This is a genomic window from Bradyrhizobium sp. CCBAU 53338 (assembly GCF_015291665.1).
Lineage (GTDB): Bacteria > Pseudomonadota > Alphaproteobacteria > Rhizobiales > Xanthobacteraceae > Bradyrhizobium.
This window is the reverse complement of sequence record NZ_CP030048.1, coordinates 42,378-59,568: the sequence shown is the minus strand read 5'-3', so window position 1 is coordinate 59,568 and position 17,191 is coordinate 42,378. Positions and strand designations below refer to the sequence as shown.

The following is a 17,191-nucleotide window of genomic DNA, read 5'->3' as shown; positions in this document are numbered from 1 at the left end:
GCGGCAAACAAAAAGGGCGGCCGAAAGGCCGCCCTTCGTGTTTTTGATATGCGGAGCGACTACTCGCCGGCCGCTTCGCGCGGGGCCTTCTCGCCCTCGCCGCCCTTGTCCTTGCCTTCGAGGTCCTCGCCGGTGGTCTGGTCGACGACCTTCATCGACAGGCGGGTCTTGCCGCGATCGTCGAAGCCGAGCAGCTTGACCTTGACCTTGTCGCCTTCCTTGACGACGTCGGAGGTCTTCTGCACGCGCGCCGAAGCGAGCTGGCTGATGTGAACGAGGCCGTCCTTCGAACCGAAGAAGTTCACGAAAGCGCCGAACTCCATCACCTTGACGACGGTGCCGTCATAGATCTGGCCGACTTCCGGATCGGACGCGATCGACTTGATCCACTTGATCGCGGCCTTCATCGCCTCGCCATCGGAGGAGGCGACCTTGACGGTGCCGTCGTCCTCGATGTTGACCTTGGCGCCGGTCTTCTCGACGATCTCGCGGATCACCTTGCCGCCGGTGCCGATCACTTCGCGGATCTTGTCGGTCGCGATCTTGAAGGTCTCGATGCGCGGCGCGTATTCGCCGAGCTCGGCGCGAGCATTGGTGAGCGCCTTCGCCATCTCGCCGAGGATGTGGATGCGGCCTTCCTTGGCCTGGCCGAGGGCGACCTTCATGATCTCCTCGGTGATGCCCTCGATCTTGATGTCCATCTGGAGCGAGGTGATGCCCGCTTCGGTGCCGGCGACCTTGAAGTCCATGTCGCCGAGATGGTCCTCGTCACCGAGGATGTCCGAGAGAACCGCGAAGCGCTTGTCTTCGAGGATCAGGCCCATCGCGATGCCCGCCGTCGGCCGCTTCAACGGCACGCCGGCGTCCATCAGAGCGAGCGAAGCGCCGCAGACCGAGGCCATCGACGAGGAGCCGTTGGATTCGGTGATCTCCGAGACCACGCGGATCGTGTAGGGGAACTCGTGATGCGGCGGCAGCACCGGGTGGATCGCGCGCCAGGCGAGCTTGCCGTGGCCGATCTCGCGACGCTTGGTGCCGCCGAGGCGGCCGGTCTCACCGACCGAGTAGGGAGGGAAGTTGTAGTGCAGCAGGAACGTCTCTTTGTACGTTCCCGACAGCGCGTCGATGTACTGCTCGTCCTCGCCGGTGCCGAGCGTGGTGACGACCAGGCCCTGCGTCTCGCCGCGGGTGAACAGCGCCGAGCCGTGGGCGCGGGGCAGCACGCCGACTTCGGCGATGATGTTGCGCACAGTCTTGGAGTCACGGCCGTCGATGCGCTTGCCGGTGTCGAGGATGTTCCAGCGAACGATCTTCGCCTCGAGCTCCTTGAACACGGCGCTGATGCGCAGCTTGTCGTATTTCGGCTCCTGCCCTTCGGGGAAGTAGTGCGCGATCACCTTTTCCTTGACCTTGCCGACCGCGGCGTAGCGATCCTGCTTGACCGGAATCGCGTAGGCGGCGCGCAGCTCCTGCTCGACGAGGCCGAGCATTTCCTTCTCGAGCGCGGCGTTGTCGATTGTAGTGACTTCGCGCGGCTCCTTGGCGGCCTTCTCGGCGAGCTCGATGATCGCCTTGATGACCGGCTGGAAGTGGCGGTGACCGAACATCACGGCGCCGAGCATGATGTCTTCGTTCAGCTCCTTGGCTTCCGATTCCACCATCAGCACGGCGTCGGCGGTGCCGGCGACGACGAGGTCGAGCTGGGTGTCGACCATCTCGTCGAGCGTCGGGTTGAGGATGAACTCGTCGTTGGCGAAGCCGACGCGGGCGGCGCCGATCGGGCCCTTGAACGGTGCGCCGGACAGCGTCAGCGCGGCCGAGGAGGCCACCAGCGCGACGATGTCGGGATCGTTCTCCATGTCGTGCGACAGCACGGTGGCGATCACCTGGGTTTCGTTGCGCCAGCCGTCGACGAACAGCGGACGGATCGGACGGTCGATCAGGCGGGAGACCAGCGTCTCCTTCTCGGTCGGACGGCCCTCGCGCTTGAAATAGCCGCCGGGAATGCGGCCAGCTGCGTAGGTCTTTTCCTGGTAGTCGACGGTCAGCGGCAGGAAGTCGACGCCTTCACGCGGCGCCTTCGCCGCGACGACGGTGGCGAGCACCACCGTCTCGCCATAGGTGGCGATGACGGCGCCGTCGGCCTGGCGTGCGATCTTGCCGGTTTCGAGCTTGAGAGGGCGTCCGCCCCAGTCGATCTCGACTGAATGCTTATTGAACATAGAGGTCTTCTTTCATGGGTTCTCGAAAGAAGGGACGGCTCGAAAAACAAAAACCATGTCAAGATTGCAGGACGCTGACCGGAGCGGGCGATCAGCGTCCTGCGATCCTGCCATGGTTTTTGGATGTCGGATGGCGTCCATCCTTTCGGGTCATACGGGCACCTTGCCCGTTGCGCCCAGCCGCCGGATTGCTGCTGGACTGTCAGTCGGCACGAACGCGAACACCGAACCGCGGTCTTCGCTGATCGTGCTCCGGATGCGGAGCCTCATGGGCCCGCACCGGACGTACGCGTGAGCCTCGATCAAAAACCTTGAAACAAACGCTTTCGCTCGAAACCACGCGCAAAAACGCGCGCCGGTGGCGCGCGCAAGAACTCTTAACGACGAATGTTGTGCTTCTCGAGCAGCGCCTTGTACCGCGCCTCGTCCCGCTTCTTCAGGTAGTCGAGGAGCGAGCGGCGGGTCGAGACCAGCTTCAGGAGCCCACGACGCGAATGGTTGTCCTTCACGTGGGTCTTGAAGTGGTTGGTCAGGTTGTTGATGCGTTCCGACAGGATCGCGACCTGAACCTCGGGCGAGCCGGTATCACCGGCCTTGGTGGCATTCGTCTTGATGACTTCCGCTTTGCGTTCTGCGGCAATCGACATCGTCAATTTCTCTCGTTGCGACCGGTTGAGGCAGTCAAGCCGGTCAGGTTGAACACACGCTTGGGGATGATTTCGCCATTGCCAACTTCGGCAAGCGCCAAAAGACGGCCTGCCACCGTGACATAGACTGTGCCGCTACTTGTGGGCGCATCCCGTCCGCGCAACAAAACGGCCTGGCCCCGATGGAGCCTTGCCGCATCAGCCCGAGTGACGGCCAGTGCCGGGATGTCGTCCAGCGCGGTCTCAACGGGCATCAGCGCGTCGGCGAGGCTTCCCTCGCCGGACGCGGCTCTATCGCACAAAGCCTCCAACTGATCCAGCGGAATCATGTTATTTTCGCTGAATGGGCCGACCAGGGTCCGCCGCAGCGCGCAGATATGGCCGTAAGTACCCAGAATCCGGCCCATATCGCGGGCGAGCGCCCGGACATAAGTCCCCTTGCCGCACTCGGCCTCGAATACGGCGCGGTCGTTATCCGGTTGATCCACAAGGGTTAAATGATGAATCTCGACCGGCCGGGCGGCCAGTTCCACGACTTCGCCATCGCGGGCGAGGTCATAGGCCCGCTCGCCCTGAACCTTGATCGCCGAATAGCGCGGCGGAACCTGCTCGATCACCCCGGTGAAACGGGGCAGCAGGGCTTCGATGGCCTCCCGGGTCGGACGCTGGTCCGAGGTCGCTGTGACCTGGCCCTCGATGTCGTCGGTGTCGCGCTCCTCGCCCCAGCACACGGTGAAGCGATAGCGCTTGCGGCCGTCCATGACGAAGGGAACCGTTTTGGTGGCCTCGCCGAGCGCGATCGGCAGGCCGCCCGAGGCGAGCGGGTCGAGCGTGCCGGCATGGCCCGCGCGCTTGGCGTTGAACAGGCGCTTGAGCACGGCAACGGCCTGCGTCGAGGTCATTCCGATGGGCTTGTCGAGCACGACCCAGCCGTGCACGTCGCGCCGGTCGCGGCGCACCTGATTGCCCTTCTGCTTGTTCGCGCGCGGATCGTTGTTGACGCGGCGCGCCTCCTGATGCGGCTCTGCATTGCCGCCGGCATCTGCAAAATTATTCTTTTGCACCTCGCGCGTATCGGCCTCATCGCTGCCGATCGTGCCGTGAGCCGGGTCCATCATCATCGTTCTTCTTCCCGATCCGTATCCGGATCCTGTTCCGGATTCTTGTCCAAGTCCTTCTGCACCGCAGGTGTTCGCAAAAGCTTCTCGATCCGTTCCGCTTCGTCGAATCGTTCGTCGACGCGGAAGCGAATGTCAGGTGCAAATTTCAGGTTAACGCGCCGCGCGACTTCGCCGCGCAGGAATTTCTTGTTGCGATCGAGCGCAGCGATGACGAGCTCGGTGTCGCGGCCACCGAGCGGCATCACGTAGATTGTCGCGAGCTTCAAATCGGGCGACATCCGCACCTCCGGCACGGTGATGATGTGACCCTCGAGATCCGCATCATGTACGCTGCCTTGCGCCAGAATATCGGCTATCGCGTGGCGAACCTGCTCGCCGACTCGCAGCTGTCGCTGCGAGCCGCCGGGCGCGGAACTCTTTTTCTGATGATGGCGCGGCATGGTCGGAAATCACCTCGTCGTGCCCGCGTTTGGGACACGAGCATTGTCGTTTGTCCTGTTGAAACGAATGAGGCGCTGATGGCCGGAAAAACTCCGGCCATCGCACTTCCTCAATTTCAGTTCAAAAAGATCCGGGCGCTTCGGTAAGATTTGGACTTACAGGGAGCGCTGGATCGTCTCCACGCGGTAACACTCGATCACGTCACCGGCACGCATGTCGTGGTAGTTCTCGAAGGCCATGCCGCATTCCTGACCGGACTGGACTTCCTTCACTTCGTCCTTGAAGCGCTTCAGCGTCGACAGCTTGCCTTCGTGCACGACGACGTTGTCGCGGATCAGGCGCACATTGGCGCCGCGTTCCACGGTGCCGTCGGTGACGCGGCAGCCGGCAACCTTGCCGACCTTGGAGATGTTGAAGATCTCCAGGATCTCGGCGTTGCCCAGCATGGTTTCGCGCAAGGTCGGCGCGAGCAGGCCGCTCATCGCCTTCTTCACGTCGTCCACGAGGTCGTAGATGATGTTGTAGTAGCGGATCTCGATGCCGTTGCGCTTGGCGGCCGCAGCGGCCTCCTTGTTCGCGCGAACCGAGAAGCCGATGATCGCGGCGTTGAAGCCTTCCGCGAGCGTGACGTCGGATTCCGAGATTCCGCCGACGCCGGCATGCAGGATGCGGGCTGCGACTTCGTCGGTGCCGAGCTTCTCCAGCGAGCCGAGGATCGCTTCCAGCGAGCCCTGCACGTCGGCCTTGACGATCAGCGGGAATTCCTTGCGGCCCGCCGTCTTCAACTGCGACATCATCTGCTCGAGCGAGCCGCGCATGCCGGAGATCGAGGCAGCCGCGTTCTCGCGCTTCTGGTGCGCGCGGTAGCTGGTGACCTGGCGGGCGCGGGCTTCGTTCTCGACCACCGCGAGGCGATCGCCGGCCTCCGGCGGACCGTTGAAGCCGAGCACTTCGACCGGCACCGAGGGGCCGGCTTCCTGCACCGTCTCGCCCTGATCGGAGATCAGCGCGCGAACGCGGCCCATTTCGGCACCGGCGACGATGATGTCGCCGACGCGAAGCGTGCCGCGCTGGACCAGCACGGTCGCAACCGGACCGCGGCCGCGATCGAGCTTGGCTTCGATCACGGTGCCTTCGGCCGGACGCTCCGAATTGGTCTTGAGGTCGAGGATTTCGGCCTGGAGCGCGATCATCTCGAGCAGCTTGTCGAGATTGGTCTTGTTCTTGGCGGACACTTCGACGTCGACGACGTCGCCGCCGAAGGATTCGACCTGAACCTCGTGCTGGAGCAGTTCGGTGCGGACGCGCTCGGGCTTGGCATCGGGCTTGTCGATCTTGTTGATGGCAACAATGATCGGCACGCGTGCCGCCTTGGCGTGATTGATGGCTTCGATCGTCTGCGGCATGACGCCGTCATCGGCCGCGACCACCAGCACGACGATGTCGGTGACCTTGGCGCCGCGGGCGCGCATCGCGGTGAACGCGGCGTGACCGGGCGTGTCGATGAAGGTGATCTTCTTGCCGCTCTCGGGCGAGACGACCTGATAGGCGCCGATATGCTGGGTGATGCCGCCGGCTTCGCCTGACACCACGTTGGCATGGCGGAGCGCGTCGAGCAGCGAGGTCTTGCCGTGGTCGACGTGGCCCATAACGGTGACGACAGGAGAGCGCGTCTCGGTGTCGGTGGAATCGTCGACCTGGTCGAACAGGCCTTCTTCAACGTCCGACGCGGCGACGCGCTTGACGGTGTGGCCGAGTTCCTCGGCGATGAGCTGAGCGGTGTCGGCGTCGATCACATCGGTGATCTTGTGCATCGCGCCCTGCTTCATCAGCATGCGGATGACGTCGACCGCGCGCTCGGCCATGCGGTTGGCGAGTTCCTGGATGGTGATCGCTTCCGGAATGACCACTTCGCGAATGAGCTTTTCCTTCGGCTCGTTCGCGGCATGGCCCTTCAGGCGCTGGGTGCGGCGGCGGAACGAGGCGATCGAACGCTCGCGGACTTCGTCGGCATTGAGCGCGGTCACGACCGTCAGGCGGCCGCGTTCCTTCTGCGGGCCGGGCTTGTGAGTGGGCTTGGGCGCGACCACGGGACGGGCGGCGCCGCCGGGGCCACGACGGATCTGGCGCGGACCATCGTCCTCGTCGGGGCCGGCGGCGACGGCGGGCGCGCGACCCAGGGGGCCTCCCGGTCGCGATGTGGTGGTGGTCGCCGGGCGCGCGGTGGTCGTTGCTCCCGGTCGCGTGGCGGTCGGGGCGGGACGCGGAGCACTGGTCGCCGGGGCTGAGGCTGCTGCGGCGGGACGCGCGCCGGAGGCCGGCTGCTCGCCTTCGCCAAACCGCTTCTTGGCTTCGGTTTCGGCCTTGCGCTTGGCTTCTTCCTCGTGACGATGACGCTCTTCCTCGGCCTTGCGGCGGGATTCGGCAGCCTCGCGTTCGGCGCGCTCGGCGGCCTCGCGAACGGCGCGGCGCTGGGCCTCTTCCTCGGCCTGGCGGCGCTCTTCGACTTCCCGAACCTTGGCGTCGGCGAGCGCGCTGGCGCGCGCGGAACGTTCGTCCTCGGTCAACGTGCGCAGCACGACGCCGGAGCCGGCGTTGCGCGGCGGCGCCGCGGGGCGCGACGGGGTGGGCGCGGGTGCGGCCGGGGCCGGCTTCGCGACGATCGTGGGCGACTGCGGCTCAGGGCTGCCGTCGATGCGGCGCTTGCCGCGCTTCTCGACCACGACCTGCTTGCTGCGGCCATGGCTGAAGCTCTGGCGCACAGTTCCCGTTTCGACGCGCGGCTTGAGCGATAGCGTCTTGCTCGGAACGCTCAGCTTCTTGTCGTCAGGGGTCTTGGTATCAACCATTCAGCAGTCCTAATCCTGATTTATCAGTGTTGTGCGTTGCCGCACCGTCCTATCGGGTCGTCGTTGTCTCTCAGAAATCCTGGCCGGGTTTTTCGGCAGTCTTGTCATCGTCCGCCATCCGGTATCGGACCAGCATCTGGCTACGTGACAGGAATGACTTGCTCGCCGGGCCCGCGAGCAGGGCAGCATGTATCACATTTGACCGGGTAAGTGCCAAATCCAATTCTATCGATTTCAGCGCGGTGACGACCGGAATCTGCGGCCTGGTACCGCGATTTCCGGCATTTTGCCGCGCCAGCATGTCCAATTTGCGGATTCCGTCCGCGGCCCCGTCGCTGGCGTGGATCAGGACCTCGACCGTACCTTCCCGCAGGGCGGTTTCGACCTTGCCGAATCCGGCAACGATCTGGCCCGCCTTGGCGGCAATCCCAAGAGCTTCGGTCACGCTCCGGACCAGGAGCGCCTCGATGTCGGCGGGAAGCGTCTGGGGGATGCGCAGGTCGCGCTTGAAAGCCTTGGTAAATTGGTGACGGCGGACGGCTTCCGCAACCACCTGTCGCGACGCCGTGACCCACATGCCCCGTCCGGGCAGCTTACGTTTGAGATCCGGAACTATATCGCCTTGGGGCGATACGACGAAGCGGATCAGTTCGTCGATCGGCCGGACCTCGCGGCTGACCGCGCACATGCGCATGGTCGCGGACCTTTCGGCCCGCGGTCCATGGTCAAGTTCGCTGTCAGCGCTGGCAAGCATCCGGGCGACATCCTCCGTCGCCCTTAAGCCGGCTGATCTTCGGCCGCGTCAGCCTCTTCGGCCGGCTTGGCGAGGTCAGCCTCGGTGATCCAGCCGGCCTTGACGCGGGCCTGCATGATCATGGCTTCCGCGTCGTCGCGGGAGATGCCGAGGCCGTCGAGCGCTCCGGCGAACTTGGTCTGCTCGCCGCCTTCCTTGCGCTCGGTCCAGCCGACCAGATCGTCGGTGGCGCAACCGGCGAGGTCCTCGACCGTCTTGATGTCGTTCTCGCCGAACTTCACCAGCATCTTCGAGGTCACGCCGGGCACGTCCTTCACGGCGTCCTCGACGCCCAATTCCTTGCGGCGGGCCTCGATCTCGGCCTCCTGCTGATCGAGATATTCCCGGGCGCGGCTCTGCAGCTCCTGCGCGGTCTCCTCGTCGAAACCTTCGATGCTGGCGAGCTCCTTGAGGTCCACCATCGCGAGTTCCTCGACGGAGGTGAAGCCTTCGGAGGCGAGCAGCTGGCCGACCACCTCGTCGACATTGAGCGATTCCATGAAGACGCGGGTGGAGTTCTCGAAGTCGGCCTGGCGCCGCTCCGACTCCTCCTGCTCGGTCAGGATGTCGATGTCCCAGCCGGTGAGCTGCGAGGCGAGGCGAACGTTCTGGCCGCGGCGGCCGATCGCCAGCGAGAGCTGGTTGTTGGTGTCGGGGACCACGACCTCGATACGCTCGCGGTCTTCATCGATGACGACCTTGGAGACTTCCGCCGGCGCCAGCGCGTTGACCACGAAGGTCGCGATGTCGGGCGACCACGGAATGATGTCGATCTTCTCGCCCTGCAATTCGTTCACCACCGCCTGAACGCGCGAGCCGCGCATACCGACGCAGGCGCCGACCGGATCGACCGAGGAATCGCGGGAAATCACGCCGATTTTCGCGCGCGAGCCCGGATCGCGGGCGACCGCCTTGATCTCGACGATGCCGTCGTAGATCTCGGGCACTTCCTGCGCGAACAGCTTCGCCATGAACTGCGGGTGGGTGCGGGAGAGGAAGATCTGCGGGCCGCGGGTCTCGCGGCGGACGTCGAAGATGTAGGCGCGGACGCGGTCGCCGTTGCGGAACACTTCGCGCGGCAGCATCTCGTCGCGGCGGATGATGGCTTCACCGCGGCCGAGGTCGACGATCACGCTGCCATATTCGACGCGCTTGACGACGCCGTTGACGATGTCGCCGATGCGGTCCTTGAATTCCTGGTATTGCCGATCACGCTCGGCCTCGCGCACCTTCTGCACGATCACCTGCTTGGCCGACTGCGCGGCGATGCGGCCGTATTCGAGCGGCGGCAGGGTGTCTGCGATGGTGTCGCCGACCTGGGCGCCCGGATTGGCGCGCTGCGCGTCGATCAGCGAGATCTGGTTGGAATGGTTTTCGACCTTGTCGACCACCAGCATGTGGCGCGACAGCCGGAGCTCGCCCTTCTTCGGGTCGATCTCGGCGTGAACGTCGGTCTCGCTGCCGTAGCGGGCCCGCGCCGCCTTGGCGATGGCATCTTCCATCGCCGCAATGACGATGCCGCGGTCGATCGATTTCTCGCGCGCGACGGCGTCGGCGATCTGGAGCAATTCAAGTCGATTGGCGCTGACTGCCATGGCTAGTCTCCTTCGTCAGGCTCGATCTCGCCGCGCCGCGCGCGTTCGGCGGCAAGGCGATGTTTCTTCGTATTGGTCGGTGCCGGCTTTTTCTTTTGCGGCTTGGTGTTCTTGGTGGTTTTCGCACTGATCTCGGCGTGCGGTGCCTGCGGCGGCTCGATGCCGAGATCGCGGCGCATCTGGCGCTCTTCGGCCTTGCCGCGGCGCATGGATTCGGCGATCAGCTCATCGGTCAGCACCAGCCGTGCCTCGCCGATGTCTTCCATCGTCAGCAGCACGTCGGGATTGTCGCCCGCCTTGACGTCGTCGCGATGCAGATGCACGCGGTCGCCCTCGACGGCGCCGAGCGTGCCGCGGAATCGCTTGCGCCCCTCATGGGCGACCGCCATTTCGACCTTCACCAGATGGCCGGAATAGCGTTCGAAATCGGAGCGGCGCACCAGCGGGCGGTCGATCCCCGGCGAGGAGATTTCCAGCCGATAGGCGCGGTCGATGGGGTCGGCGACGTCGAGCACGGGCGACAGCGCCCGCGAGATCGCCTCGCAGTCCTCGAGCTGCATCGAGCCGTCCGGCCGCTCGGCCATGATCTGGACGGTGCAGCCGGCCTCGCCCGAGATACGGATCCGCACCAGGCGGTAGCCCATGCCTTCGAGCACCGGAGCTGCGACCGCAGACACCCGTGCCGCGACGCCCGGCTCGACCACGAGCCTCGGCTCGGCCAGCAACTCGGCATCGGTGGAACCAGTGGTCGGTTCGGTCATATCAGGGGTCAAGGCGCTCGATGGTTAACGCTTGGCTAAGAGGTCAAAGCCCGCTTCGGAACTTTCCCGACAGCCTGTCGGGACGCATCTTCCGCCAAGCCGCGTTCAGGTAATAAAAAAGAGCGGGTCCTTTCGGGCCCACTCTCACTACGCGGATCGTATGAGAAGATGAATTGGCGCTGATATAGCCCTTTCCGGCCGCCCGGACAAGACCCATCGCAGGCGGATGCGGGCTTTTTGCCCCTCGGGCGGCGCCCGGGGAGCAACGCTTCCTTCACAAACCGGGCCTAAATTTCACGCCTGTGGGGCGGCTTGACCTATGGCGCGCCCACGGCGTGCCAGATTCGAGTTGCGTTTCATGACCGTTGCCACGTCGCTCATTCCAGGACTGGACGATATCGTCAAGCGCGGTGATCCCCGGCGTCGTGGCGAGATCGCGAGCGCCATTGCCGCGCTGTTCTTTCAGGACGCTTCGAGACTCCGTCCCGAGCTCATCGATCTCTTCGACAATCTCCTGATCGATCTCGTCCCGCATGCGGAGCTTGCCTCGCGCGTCGATCTCGCCGAGCGCTTCTCGCGGCTGGACAATGCGCCGCCTCATCTGGTCGGCCAGCTTGCCCGTGAAAACGAGATCCTGGTGGCGGGCCCGGTGCTGCGCCGCTCGCCCGTGCTCGATGAAGCCGCTCTCGTCGAGATCGCCCGGCTGAAAGGTCAGGGCCATTTGCTGGCGATGACGGAGCGGCCGACGCTGTCGACCGAGATCACCGACGTGCTGGTCGAGCGCGGCGATCGCGACGTGGTGCGCCGCGCCGCCGGCAATGCCGGCGCGATGTTTTCGCCGGGTGGCTATTCGGAGCTGATCAAGCGCGCGAGCCGGGATGGCGTGCTGACGCTCAAGATCGGCCAGCGCGAGGATCTCTCGGGCGATCACCTCAAGGAACTTCTCAACGGCACGCTCGACGTCATTCGCCGTCGCCTTTCCACGGTGGTCAATCCGGTGCGTCAGGTCGAGATCAAGCGGGCCATGGCCGCGATCGAGGAAGCTGCGCGGCCGGCGGGTCCGCGACGCGATTTCTCGGACGCGCAACGCACGGTGCTCGGCCTGCATCGCGGTGGACATCTCGGCGAGAGCGCGCTGCTCGGTTTTGCCAAGGCGCACAAATACGAGGAATCGGTCGCCACGCTCTCGGCGATGTCAGGCGTCAGGCTTCCAATCCTCGATCGCCTGATCTCGGGCGACCGCTACGATCCGATCCTGGTGCTAGGCCGCGTTCTGAATCTCGGCTGGCCCACGGTGCGCGCGCTGGTCCTGATGTGGTACGGGCCGCATCGCACGCCGGCCGATGCCGATCTTGAATCGGCGCGGATGAATTTCACGCGCCTGATGCCGGCGACGGCCGATCGCGTCGTGAATTTCTGGCGTAGCCGGCGGACGATCTAGCTTCTGCGAAATCGCAGGTAGGCTGCCTTGCGCCCTTCGCGCGCCGCCTTCCGTCCATAGCGCGTCATGGTGTAGCCCGCCCATGGCTGGCGAAAATCATCGGCGCGTTCGGCGAGCCACTGAAAATCAGGCGAGCGCGCAAGATGCGACAGTGTCCAGGCGCAGTAATCGTCGATGTCGCAGACGAAGCGGAACTCCCCGCCGGCCTCGAGTACGCGCGCCATCGCAGCGACCGTCCGGTCCTGAACGAAGCGCCGCTTCCAGTGCCGGCGTTTCGGCCATGGGTCGGGATGGATCAGATCGATCCGCGACAGCGAGGCATCGGGCAGCCACGCCAGCAGCTCGGCCGCATCGCCTGCGAACAGGCGGATGTTGGCGATGTTGGCGGCCTCGATCTGCGCGAGGATCTTGGCCATGCCGTTGACATAGGGCTCGCAGCCGATGAAGCCGGTCATCGGAAAGGTCTGCGCTTCCGCGGCGAGATGCTCGCCTCCGCCGAAGCCGATCTCGAGCCGCACATCTTCGGCCGCGGGATCGAAGATCCCGGCGGCGTTCGCCGGACGGTCCGCCGTGATGTCGAGCGACAGATGCGGCAGCAGGTGATCGACCAGTTCGGCCTGGTGCTGCCTGAGCTTGTGGCCCTTGCGCCGTCCGAAGAAGGCCCGCTCGCCGTCCGCGCGATCGGGATCTGATTTGCGTTCGCTCATCGCAGCGTCTGGTACAGGCGATGAAGCAGCCTTGCGCGCGGCTCGAGCGAGGAGACGTAGAGCTGCTCATAGTGCGTGTGCGCGCCCTTGCCGTCGACGCCGAGCCCGTCGAGCGTGCCGGTGTGCGGCGCGGTGAAATTGCCGTCCGAGCCGCCGCCGGTGTGGGTGTCGACCAGTTCGAAACCAAGTTCGGCGGCGAGCGACTTCGCGTGCTCATACAGCGAGGCGCCGGCATTGCCCTTCTCATAGGGCGGACGGTTGAGCTCGCCGGTGACGGTCACGGTCACGCCGTCGGTTTTCGACGTCAGTCCAAGAATCTTGCCGACGAACTCTTCCGCATCGTCGACACCAGGCACGCGCAGATCGACTTCGGCATAGGCTTCTTCCGGTGTGACGTTGGGGCGTGTGCCGCCGCGTACCACGCCGACATTGACGGTGACGCCGCGCTTCAGATCGTTCATCGCTTCCAGCGTCTGGATGACGTTGGCGAGCTCGCGCACGGCACTGCGGCCGTCTTCGGGGCGCGAGCCGGCATGCGCGGGCACGCCCTTGATGAAAACCTTGAAGCGCCCGACGCCCTTGCGCCCGGTGACGATCTTGCCACCGTCGCGCGCAGGCTCCGTCACCAGCACGTATTTGGCCTTGCGTCCTTCCGCTTCGATCAGCGCGCGCGAGGTCGGGCTGCCGATCTCCTCGTCTGAGGTGAACAAATGGGTGATGCCGAGCGGTGGACGGGTGGGTGCAGCGCAAAGCTCGCGAAAGGCGTGATAGGCGATGTAGGCACCGCCCTTCATGTCGTAGATGCCGGGACCGAACGCGCTGTCGCCTTCGACCTTGAACGGCAGGCGCGCGATGAACCCCATGGAGTGAACGGTGTCGAGATGGCTGAGCACCAGGATACCGGGTTGGTCCTGGCCCCAGCTCGAACGCACCACGAGATGATCGCCGCAGCCATCGGCGCCGGCCACGCGTTCGAGCGTGACGGGCAGATCGCGATAATGATCGGCAACCATCGAGGTCAGTTTGTTGACCTGCTCGGGGACTTCCGTCGGCGTCTCGATCTCCACCCAGCGGCGGATACCAGCAAGGATAGTTTGGGAATCGAACGAATTGGAGCTCGGCATGACCGTATCTGTGCCTTCGTATCGTATGATCTCGGTGGAAGCAGCATGGAGCGTGCCCGCAAATGACGACATAGGCCAGAACTGGCGCAGTCTCAAATCGGAAAGAAATCGCGCGTCAGCGCTTGTCCGGGCCTTCGCGGGCGGCGATCTGCTCGACGAGATCGACGATCGAACGGCGCAGCTTCGAATCGGTGATTCGGGTGAACGCCTTGGTCAGCGCGAGCCCTTCTGATGTGGCGAGGAAGTCGGAGACATAAGAGGGCGATGCACCTTCCGCGAAGCCGTTCGGTCCGGCTACGCCGCTCGGTCCGCCCTCGAACAGGAACGATACCGGCACCTGCAGAATCTCGGCAATCTGCTGGATTCGGCTGGCGCCAACGCGGTTCGTGCCTTTCTCGTACTTCTGGATTTGCTGGAATGTCAGGCCCAAAGCTTCACCGAGCTTTTCCTGGCTCATGCCCAACATGATGCGGCGCATACGCACGCGACTGCCGACATATTTGTCAACAGGGTTGGGCGCTTTCGACATTTCCTCAGCCCTCCAAACACCACCGTCGGCGCAATCGAAAGTATTGCCTCGGGTGACGACGACGTCAAAACTTCACTCTGATTGGGGAAACATTGCGGAGAAATTTAGCAATGCACCGCTGTCTTGCGCAGCCGGCGCAGAATGGGGAGCCCGTGTGCGGTCTGTCAACCGTCGGACTACGATTGTCAGAGGATTCCGGCCGCCTTGTCGGAAATCGCCAGCGACCGCGCGATCAGGGGTGCCGTTTGGCAACACGGCGTCGCACCGCCAAAATCACAGCCAGCGCGACGAGCATGGCTGCGGGGATGTCACCAACTCTCGCATAGACGGTGGGCGGAATTGCGGTGGGCAGGTTTGCATCCAAAATGCCTTCGATGCCGAGGCCGAGGCTGGCCACCGTGCGTCCCACCGGATCGATCACCGCCGAGATGCCGGTATTGGCCGAACGGACCAGCGGCAATCCGAGCTCGATGGCGCGCATCCGCGCCTGCTCCAGATGCTGGTACGGACCGGTCGAGATGCCGAACCAGCCGTCATTGGTGAGGTTCACCATCCAACCCGGACGCTCGTCACGCGTGCCGACTTCGCCAGGGAAGATCGCCTCGTAGCAGATCAACGGCAGCGCCGGCGGTGCACCCGGCAGCGGCAGCACGTGCCGCACCGTGCCGGCAATGAAGCCGCCGCGGACGCGTGTCAGTTGCTCGAAGCCGAGCTTCTCCATCGTGTCCTGGAACGGAAGATATTCGCCGAACGGAACCAGGTGCAGCTTGTCGTAGACCGCAAGCACGCTGCCGTCGTGGTCGATCACGTAGATCGAATTGTAGGCGCGGGTGATAGGCTTGCCCGGCGGCAGATCGGGGGCGCGCACCGATCCGGTGATCAGCACCGTGCCCTTGGGCAGCAGCTCGGCGATTTGCGCCATCGCGTCGGCTTCGCGGGTCAGGAAGAACGGAAAAGCGGATTCCGGCCAGATCAGGATCGTGGCGTCGCGCACGCCGGTCGATTGGGGACCGGATGCACGGTCCGACAGCGCCAGATATTTTTTCATCACCTCCGCCTTGGCGGAGTAGTTGAACTTGGCGTCCTGCTGCAGGTCCGGTTGCATCAGGCGCAGCTTGGTGCCGGCGACCATCGTGGTCGGATGCAGCGACAGGCGGATGGCGCCGAAGACGCCCATGACGACCAGCAGCGCGAGCGCCGCGGCCGGCACGCGCCATGCGAGGCTCCGATCGCGCGTGCGGTCGATCAGCACCGCCGGGCTTGCGAAGATCGCAACCGCGAGGAACGTCATGCCCCACTCGCCGATGAGGGATGACGCCTGCGCCAGCGCCAGCGGCTCCGACAGCGCATAGCCGAACGCATTCCAGGGAAAGCCCGTGAGCACGTGCCCGCGCAGCCATTCGCTGACGGTGAGGCTTGCTGCGAGCGCGAGAATGCGGGTGGCATCCTTGGTCCAGAGCAGGCGGGCCAGCGCGAAGCCGATGGCGGTGAAGATCGAGAGATAGGCCGGAAGGCCCAGCACGGCGAACGGCGTCAGCCAGGCGAATACGTCGGCGTCGACGAAGAAGGCGATGCCGATCCAGTAGAGGCCGGGGACGAAATAGCCGAGACCGAACCAGAAGCCGGTCAGCGCCGCGGCCGGGACGCCGCCATGTCGTCCTGCACCGGCGCCGTCGATCAGCCAGACCAGCACGGGGAAGGTGATGAACAGCACCGGAAAGATGTTGAACGGCGCCAGCGCCAGCACCGAGAATGCGCCACAGGCCATCGCCAGCAGCGCGCGCTTCCATCCCCAGGTCAGGATGATGGCGAGTGCAATCTGTCGAAATCGCTGGAACGCGGTCACTGCGGACCGGTCCCGTCGGCAGGCGGCGGGGTCGGCGTCTCGCCGGAAGGCGGCTGGCCGCTCTCGGGCGCGGTCTCGCGGCGGCTTCTCTCGCGCTGGGTGCGCGGGGCAGGGCGTTCCTTTCGCGTCGAAATGCGCAGCCGCTTGACGCGGCGCGGATCGGCATCGAGCACCTCGACCTCGTAATTGCCGGGGCCCGAGATCACCTCGCCGCGCACCGGCAGCCGGCCGACGAAGCTGACGAGATAGCCGCCCAGCGTCTCCACTTCCTCGCCGGCCTCGCCGGTGACGAAGTCTTCGCCGATCACGGTGCGGACGTCGTCGAGGCTGGCACGGGCGTCGGCGATGAAGGCGTTGTCGGGCAGCCGCACGATCGACGGCGGCTCGTCGCTGTCATGCTCGTCGTCGATCTCGCCGACGATCTGCTCGACGATGTCCTCGAGCGAAACCAGCCCGTCGCTGCCGCCATATTCGTCGACGACCAGCGCCAGGTGAATGCGCGTGGCCTGCATCTGCGCCAGCAGGTCGATCGCCCGCATCGACGGCGGCACATAGAGCAGCTTGCGGATGATGCGCGCGTCCTGGAGCGGCAGCGCGAGGTCCACGGCCTTCAAATCGAGCCCGGCCGGCAGCGGCTTCTTGCGCTTGGTCTTGGTGGCCTCCGACACCCGCGCGCGCGCGGTCATGAAGGCGAGCAGGTCGCGGATGTGGACGATGCCGACGGGATCGTCGAGCGTCTCGTTGTAGACGACCAGGCGCGAATGGCCAGCGCTCTCGAAACGGTCCATCAATTCGCCGAGCGGGATGTCGCGCTTCACGGCGATGATGTCGGCGCGATGCACCATGACGTCGGCGATGCGACGCTCGTGGAGGCCGAGGATGTTGCGCAGCATGGTGCGCTCGACCGCGGAAAAGCCGGTGTCGTCCGGCGTCGTCGCGTCGAGCACGACCTGGAGATCGTCGCGCACCGATCCGGCCTTCCAGCCGAACAGCGTGCGGATGGCGCGCAGCAGCCAGCCTTCCGCCGTCGGGCGCATGACCTCGCCAGGCGCGACCACGGCCGGCAGATTGGCCGTGTTGCGCGGATTGTCGTGAACGGGCTCTGAATCCGGCAT

General features: G+C 65.0%; 15 protein-coding genes. 2 read left to right on the top strand and 13 right to left on the bottom strand.

Translation table 11 applies throughout. From position 1 onward, the window contains the following. Nucleotides 1-59: 59 nt before the first annotated feature. The 4 genes from pnp to rbfA form a co-directional block, all read right to left on the bottom strand. Complete coding sequence (gene pnp, locus XH90_RS00255; RefSeq protein ID WP_194478661.1) at nucleotides 60-2,222, bottom strand: polyribonucleotide nucleotidyltransferase; 2,163 nt, start codon at nucleotides 2,220-2,222, stop codon at nucleotides 60-62. Nucleotides 2,223-2,599: 377 nt separating this feature from the next. After that, the gene (rpsO, locus tag XH90_RS00250; RefSeq protein ID WP_018644188.1) at nucleotides 2,600-2,869 is read right to left on the bottom strand and encodes a 30S ribosomal protein S15; all 270 of its coding nucleotides are present in this window, start codon (nucleotides 2,867-2,869) and stop codon (nucleotides 2,600-2,602) included. Nucleotides 2,870-2,871: 2 nt separating this feature from the next. Beyond that, on the bottom strand, nucleotides 2,872-3,990 hold the full coding sequence (truB, locus tag XH90_RS00245) for a tRNA pseudouridine(55) synthase TruB (RefSeq protein WP_194478660.1): 1,119 nt from the start codon (nucleotides 3,988-3,990) through the stop codon (nucleotides 2,872-2,874). Next, a complete protein-coding gene (gene rbfA / locus XH90_RS00240) occupies nucleotides 3,987-4,376 on the bottom strand; it encodes a 30S ribosome-binding factor RbfA (RefSeq protein ID WP_246755914.1) in 390 nt (129 codons plus the stop codon). Before rbfA ends, truB begins: the two co-directional genes overlap by 4 nt. Between rbfA and XH90_RS38790 the strand changes: the two genes are divergently transcribed. Next, nucleotides 4,293-4,577: a hypothetical protein gene (locus XH90_RS38790; RefSeq protein ID WP_246755920.1), complete on the top strand. Its 285-nt coding sequence runs from the start codon at nucleotides 4,293-4,295 to the stop codon at nucleotides 4,575-4,577. The two genes, rbfA and XH90_RS38790, sit on opposite strands and share 84 nt — an antisense overlap. Before the next feature lie 9 nt (nucleotides 4,578-4,586). Here the strand turns inward: XH90_RS38790 and infB are convergent, their stop codons facing one another. From infB to rimP, 4 genes are all read right to left on the bottom strand, one after another. After that, the gene (gene infB / locus XH90_RS00235) at nucleotides 4,587-7,280 is read right to left on the bottom strand and encodes a translation initiation factor IF-2 (RefSeq protein WP_194478658.1); all 2,694 of its coding nucleotides are present in this window, start codon (nucleotides 7,278-7,280) and stop codon (nucleotides 4,587-4,589) included. 70 nt (nucleotides 7,281-7,350) lie between these two features. Then, on the bottom strand, nucleotides 7,351-8,034 hold the full coding sequence (locus XH90_RS00230; protein WP_194478657.1) for an RNA-binding protein: 684 nt from the start codon (nucleotides 8,032-8,034) through the stop codon (nucleotides 7,351-7,353). Nucleotides 8,035-8,057: 23 nt separating this feature from the next. Beyond that, nucleotides 8,058-9,668 (bottom strand): transcription termination factor NusA, encoded by a 1,611-nt coding sequence (nusA, locus tag XH90_RS00225; RefSeq protein WP_194478656.1) that lies wholly within the window; start codon nucleotides 9,666-9,668, stop codon nucleotides 8,058-8,060. Between the two features lie 2 nt (nucleotides 9,669-9,670). After that, on the bottom strand, nucleotides 9,671-10,429 hold the full coding sequence (rimP, locus tag XH90_RS00220; RefSeq protein WP_194478655.1) for a ribosome maturation factor RimP: 759 nt from the start codon (nucleotides 10,427-10,429) through the stop codon (nucleotides 9,671-9,673). 358 nt (nucleotides 10,430-10,787) lie between these two features. Here rimP and XH90_RS00215 point away from each other — a divergent pair, with 358 nt between their 5' ends. Continuing rightward, the gene (locus tag XH90_RS00215; protein ID WP_194478654.1) at nucleotides 10,788-11,870 is read left to right on the top strand and encodes a DUF2336 domain-containing protein; all 1,083 of its coding nucleotides are present in this window, start codon (nucleotides 10,788-10,790) and stop codon (nucleotides 11,868-11,870) included. Here XH90_RS00215 and trmB read toward each other — a convergent pair. The 5 genes from trmB to XH90_RS00190 all read right to left on the bottom strand — a co-directional run bounded on the left by trmB (nucleotide 11,867) and on the right by XH90_RS00190 (nucleotide 17,191). Next, a complete protein-coding gene (gene trmB, locus XH90_RS00210) occupies nucleotides 11,867-12,577 on the bottom strand; it encodes a tRNA (guanosine(46)-N7)-methyltransferase TrmB (protein ID WP_194478653.1) in 711 nt (236 codons plus the stop codon). The two genes, XH90_RS00215 and trmB, sit on opposite strands and share 4 nt — an antisense overlap. Further along, nucleotides 12,574-13,701, bottom strand: coding sequence for a M20 family metallopeptidase (locus tag XH90_RS00205; RefSeq protein WP_194478652.1), 1,128 nt, complete (start codon nucleotides 13,699-13,701; stop codon nucleotides 12,574-12,576). The genes trmB and XH90_RS00205 overlap by 4 nt, the downstream gene beginning before the upstream one ends. 115 nt (nucleotides 13,702-13,816) lie before the next feature. Next, on the bottom strand, nucleotides 13,817-14,230 hold the full coding sequence (locus XH90_RS00200; RefSeq protein WP_194478651.1) for a helix-turn-helix domain-containing protein: 414 nt from the start codon (nucleotides 14,228-14,230) through the stop codon (nucleotides 13,817-13,819). A 232-nt stretch (nucleotides 14,231-14,462) separates the two neighbouring features. Next, a complete protein-coding gene (gene lnt, locus XH90_RS00195; protein ID WP_194478650.1) occupies nucleotides 14,463-16,076 on the bottom strand; it encodes an apolipoprotein N-acyltransferase in 1,614 nt (537 codons plus the stop codon). Next, entirely contained in the window at nucleotides 16,073-17,191 is a 1,119-nt protein-coding gene (locus XH90_RS00190) for a hemolysin family protein (protein WP_246755664.1), read from the bottom strand. The genes lnt and XH90_RS00190 overlap by 4 nt, the downstream gene beginning before the upstream one ends.

Excerpts from the sequence above, each read along its gene's own strand:
- XH90_RS00215 (WP_194478654.1), top strand. The coding sequence starts at position 10,788 with ATGACCGTTGCCACGTCGCTCATTCCAGGACTGGACGATATCGTCAAG.
- XH90_RS00230 (WP_194478657.1), bottom strand. The coding sequence starts at position 8,034 with ATGCTTGCCAGCGCTGACAGCGAACTTGACCATGGACCGCGGGCCGAA.
- XH90_RS00205 (WP_194478652.1), bottom strand. The coding sequence starts at position 13,701 with ATGCCGAGCTCCAATTCGTTCGATTCCCAAACTATCCTTGCTGGTATC.
- pnp (WP_194478661.1), bottom strand. The coding sequence starts at position 2,222 with ATGTTCAATAAGCATTCAGTCGAGATCGACTGGGGCGGACGCCCTCTC.
- XH90_RS00190 (WP_246755664.1), bottom strand. The coding sequence starts at position 17,191 with ATGCCGGATTCAGAGCCCGTTCACGACAATCCGCGCAACACGGCCAAT.
- truB (WP_194478660.1), bottom strand. The coding sequence starts at position 3,990 with ATGATGATGGACCCGGCTCACGGCACGATCGGCAGCGATGAGGCCGAT.
- rimP (WP_194478655.1), bottom strand. The coding sequence starts at position 10,429 with ATGACCGAACCGACCACTGGTTCCACCGATGCCGAGTTGCTGGCCGAG.
- trmB (WP_194478653.1), bottom strand. The coding sequence starts at position 12,577 with ATGAGCGAACGCAAATCAGATCCCGATCGCGCGGACGGCGAGCGGGCC.
- nusA (WP_194478656.1), bottom strand. The coding sequence starts at position 9,668 with ATGGCAGTCAGCGCCAATCGACTTGAATTGCTCCAGATCGCCGACGCC.
- XH90_RS00200 (WP_194478651.1), bottom strand. The coding sequence starts at position 14,230 with ATGTCGAAAGCGCCCAACCCTGTTGACAAATATGTCGGCAGTCGCGTG.
- infB (WP_194478658.1), bottom strand. The coding sequence starts at position 7,280 with ATGGTTGATACCAAGACCCCTGACGACAAGAAGCTGAGCGTTCCGAGC.
- rpsO (WP_018644188.1), bottom strand. The coding sequence starts at position 2,869 with ATGTCGATTGCCGCAGAACGCAAAGCGGAAGTCATCAAGACGAATGCC.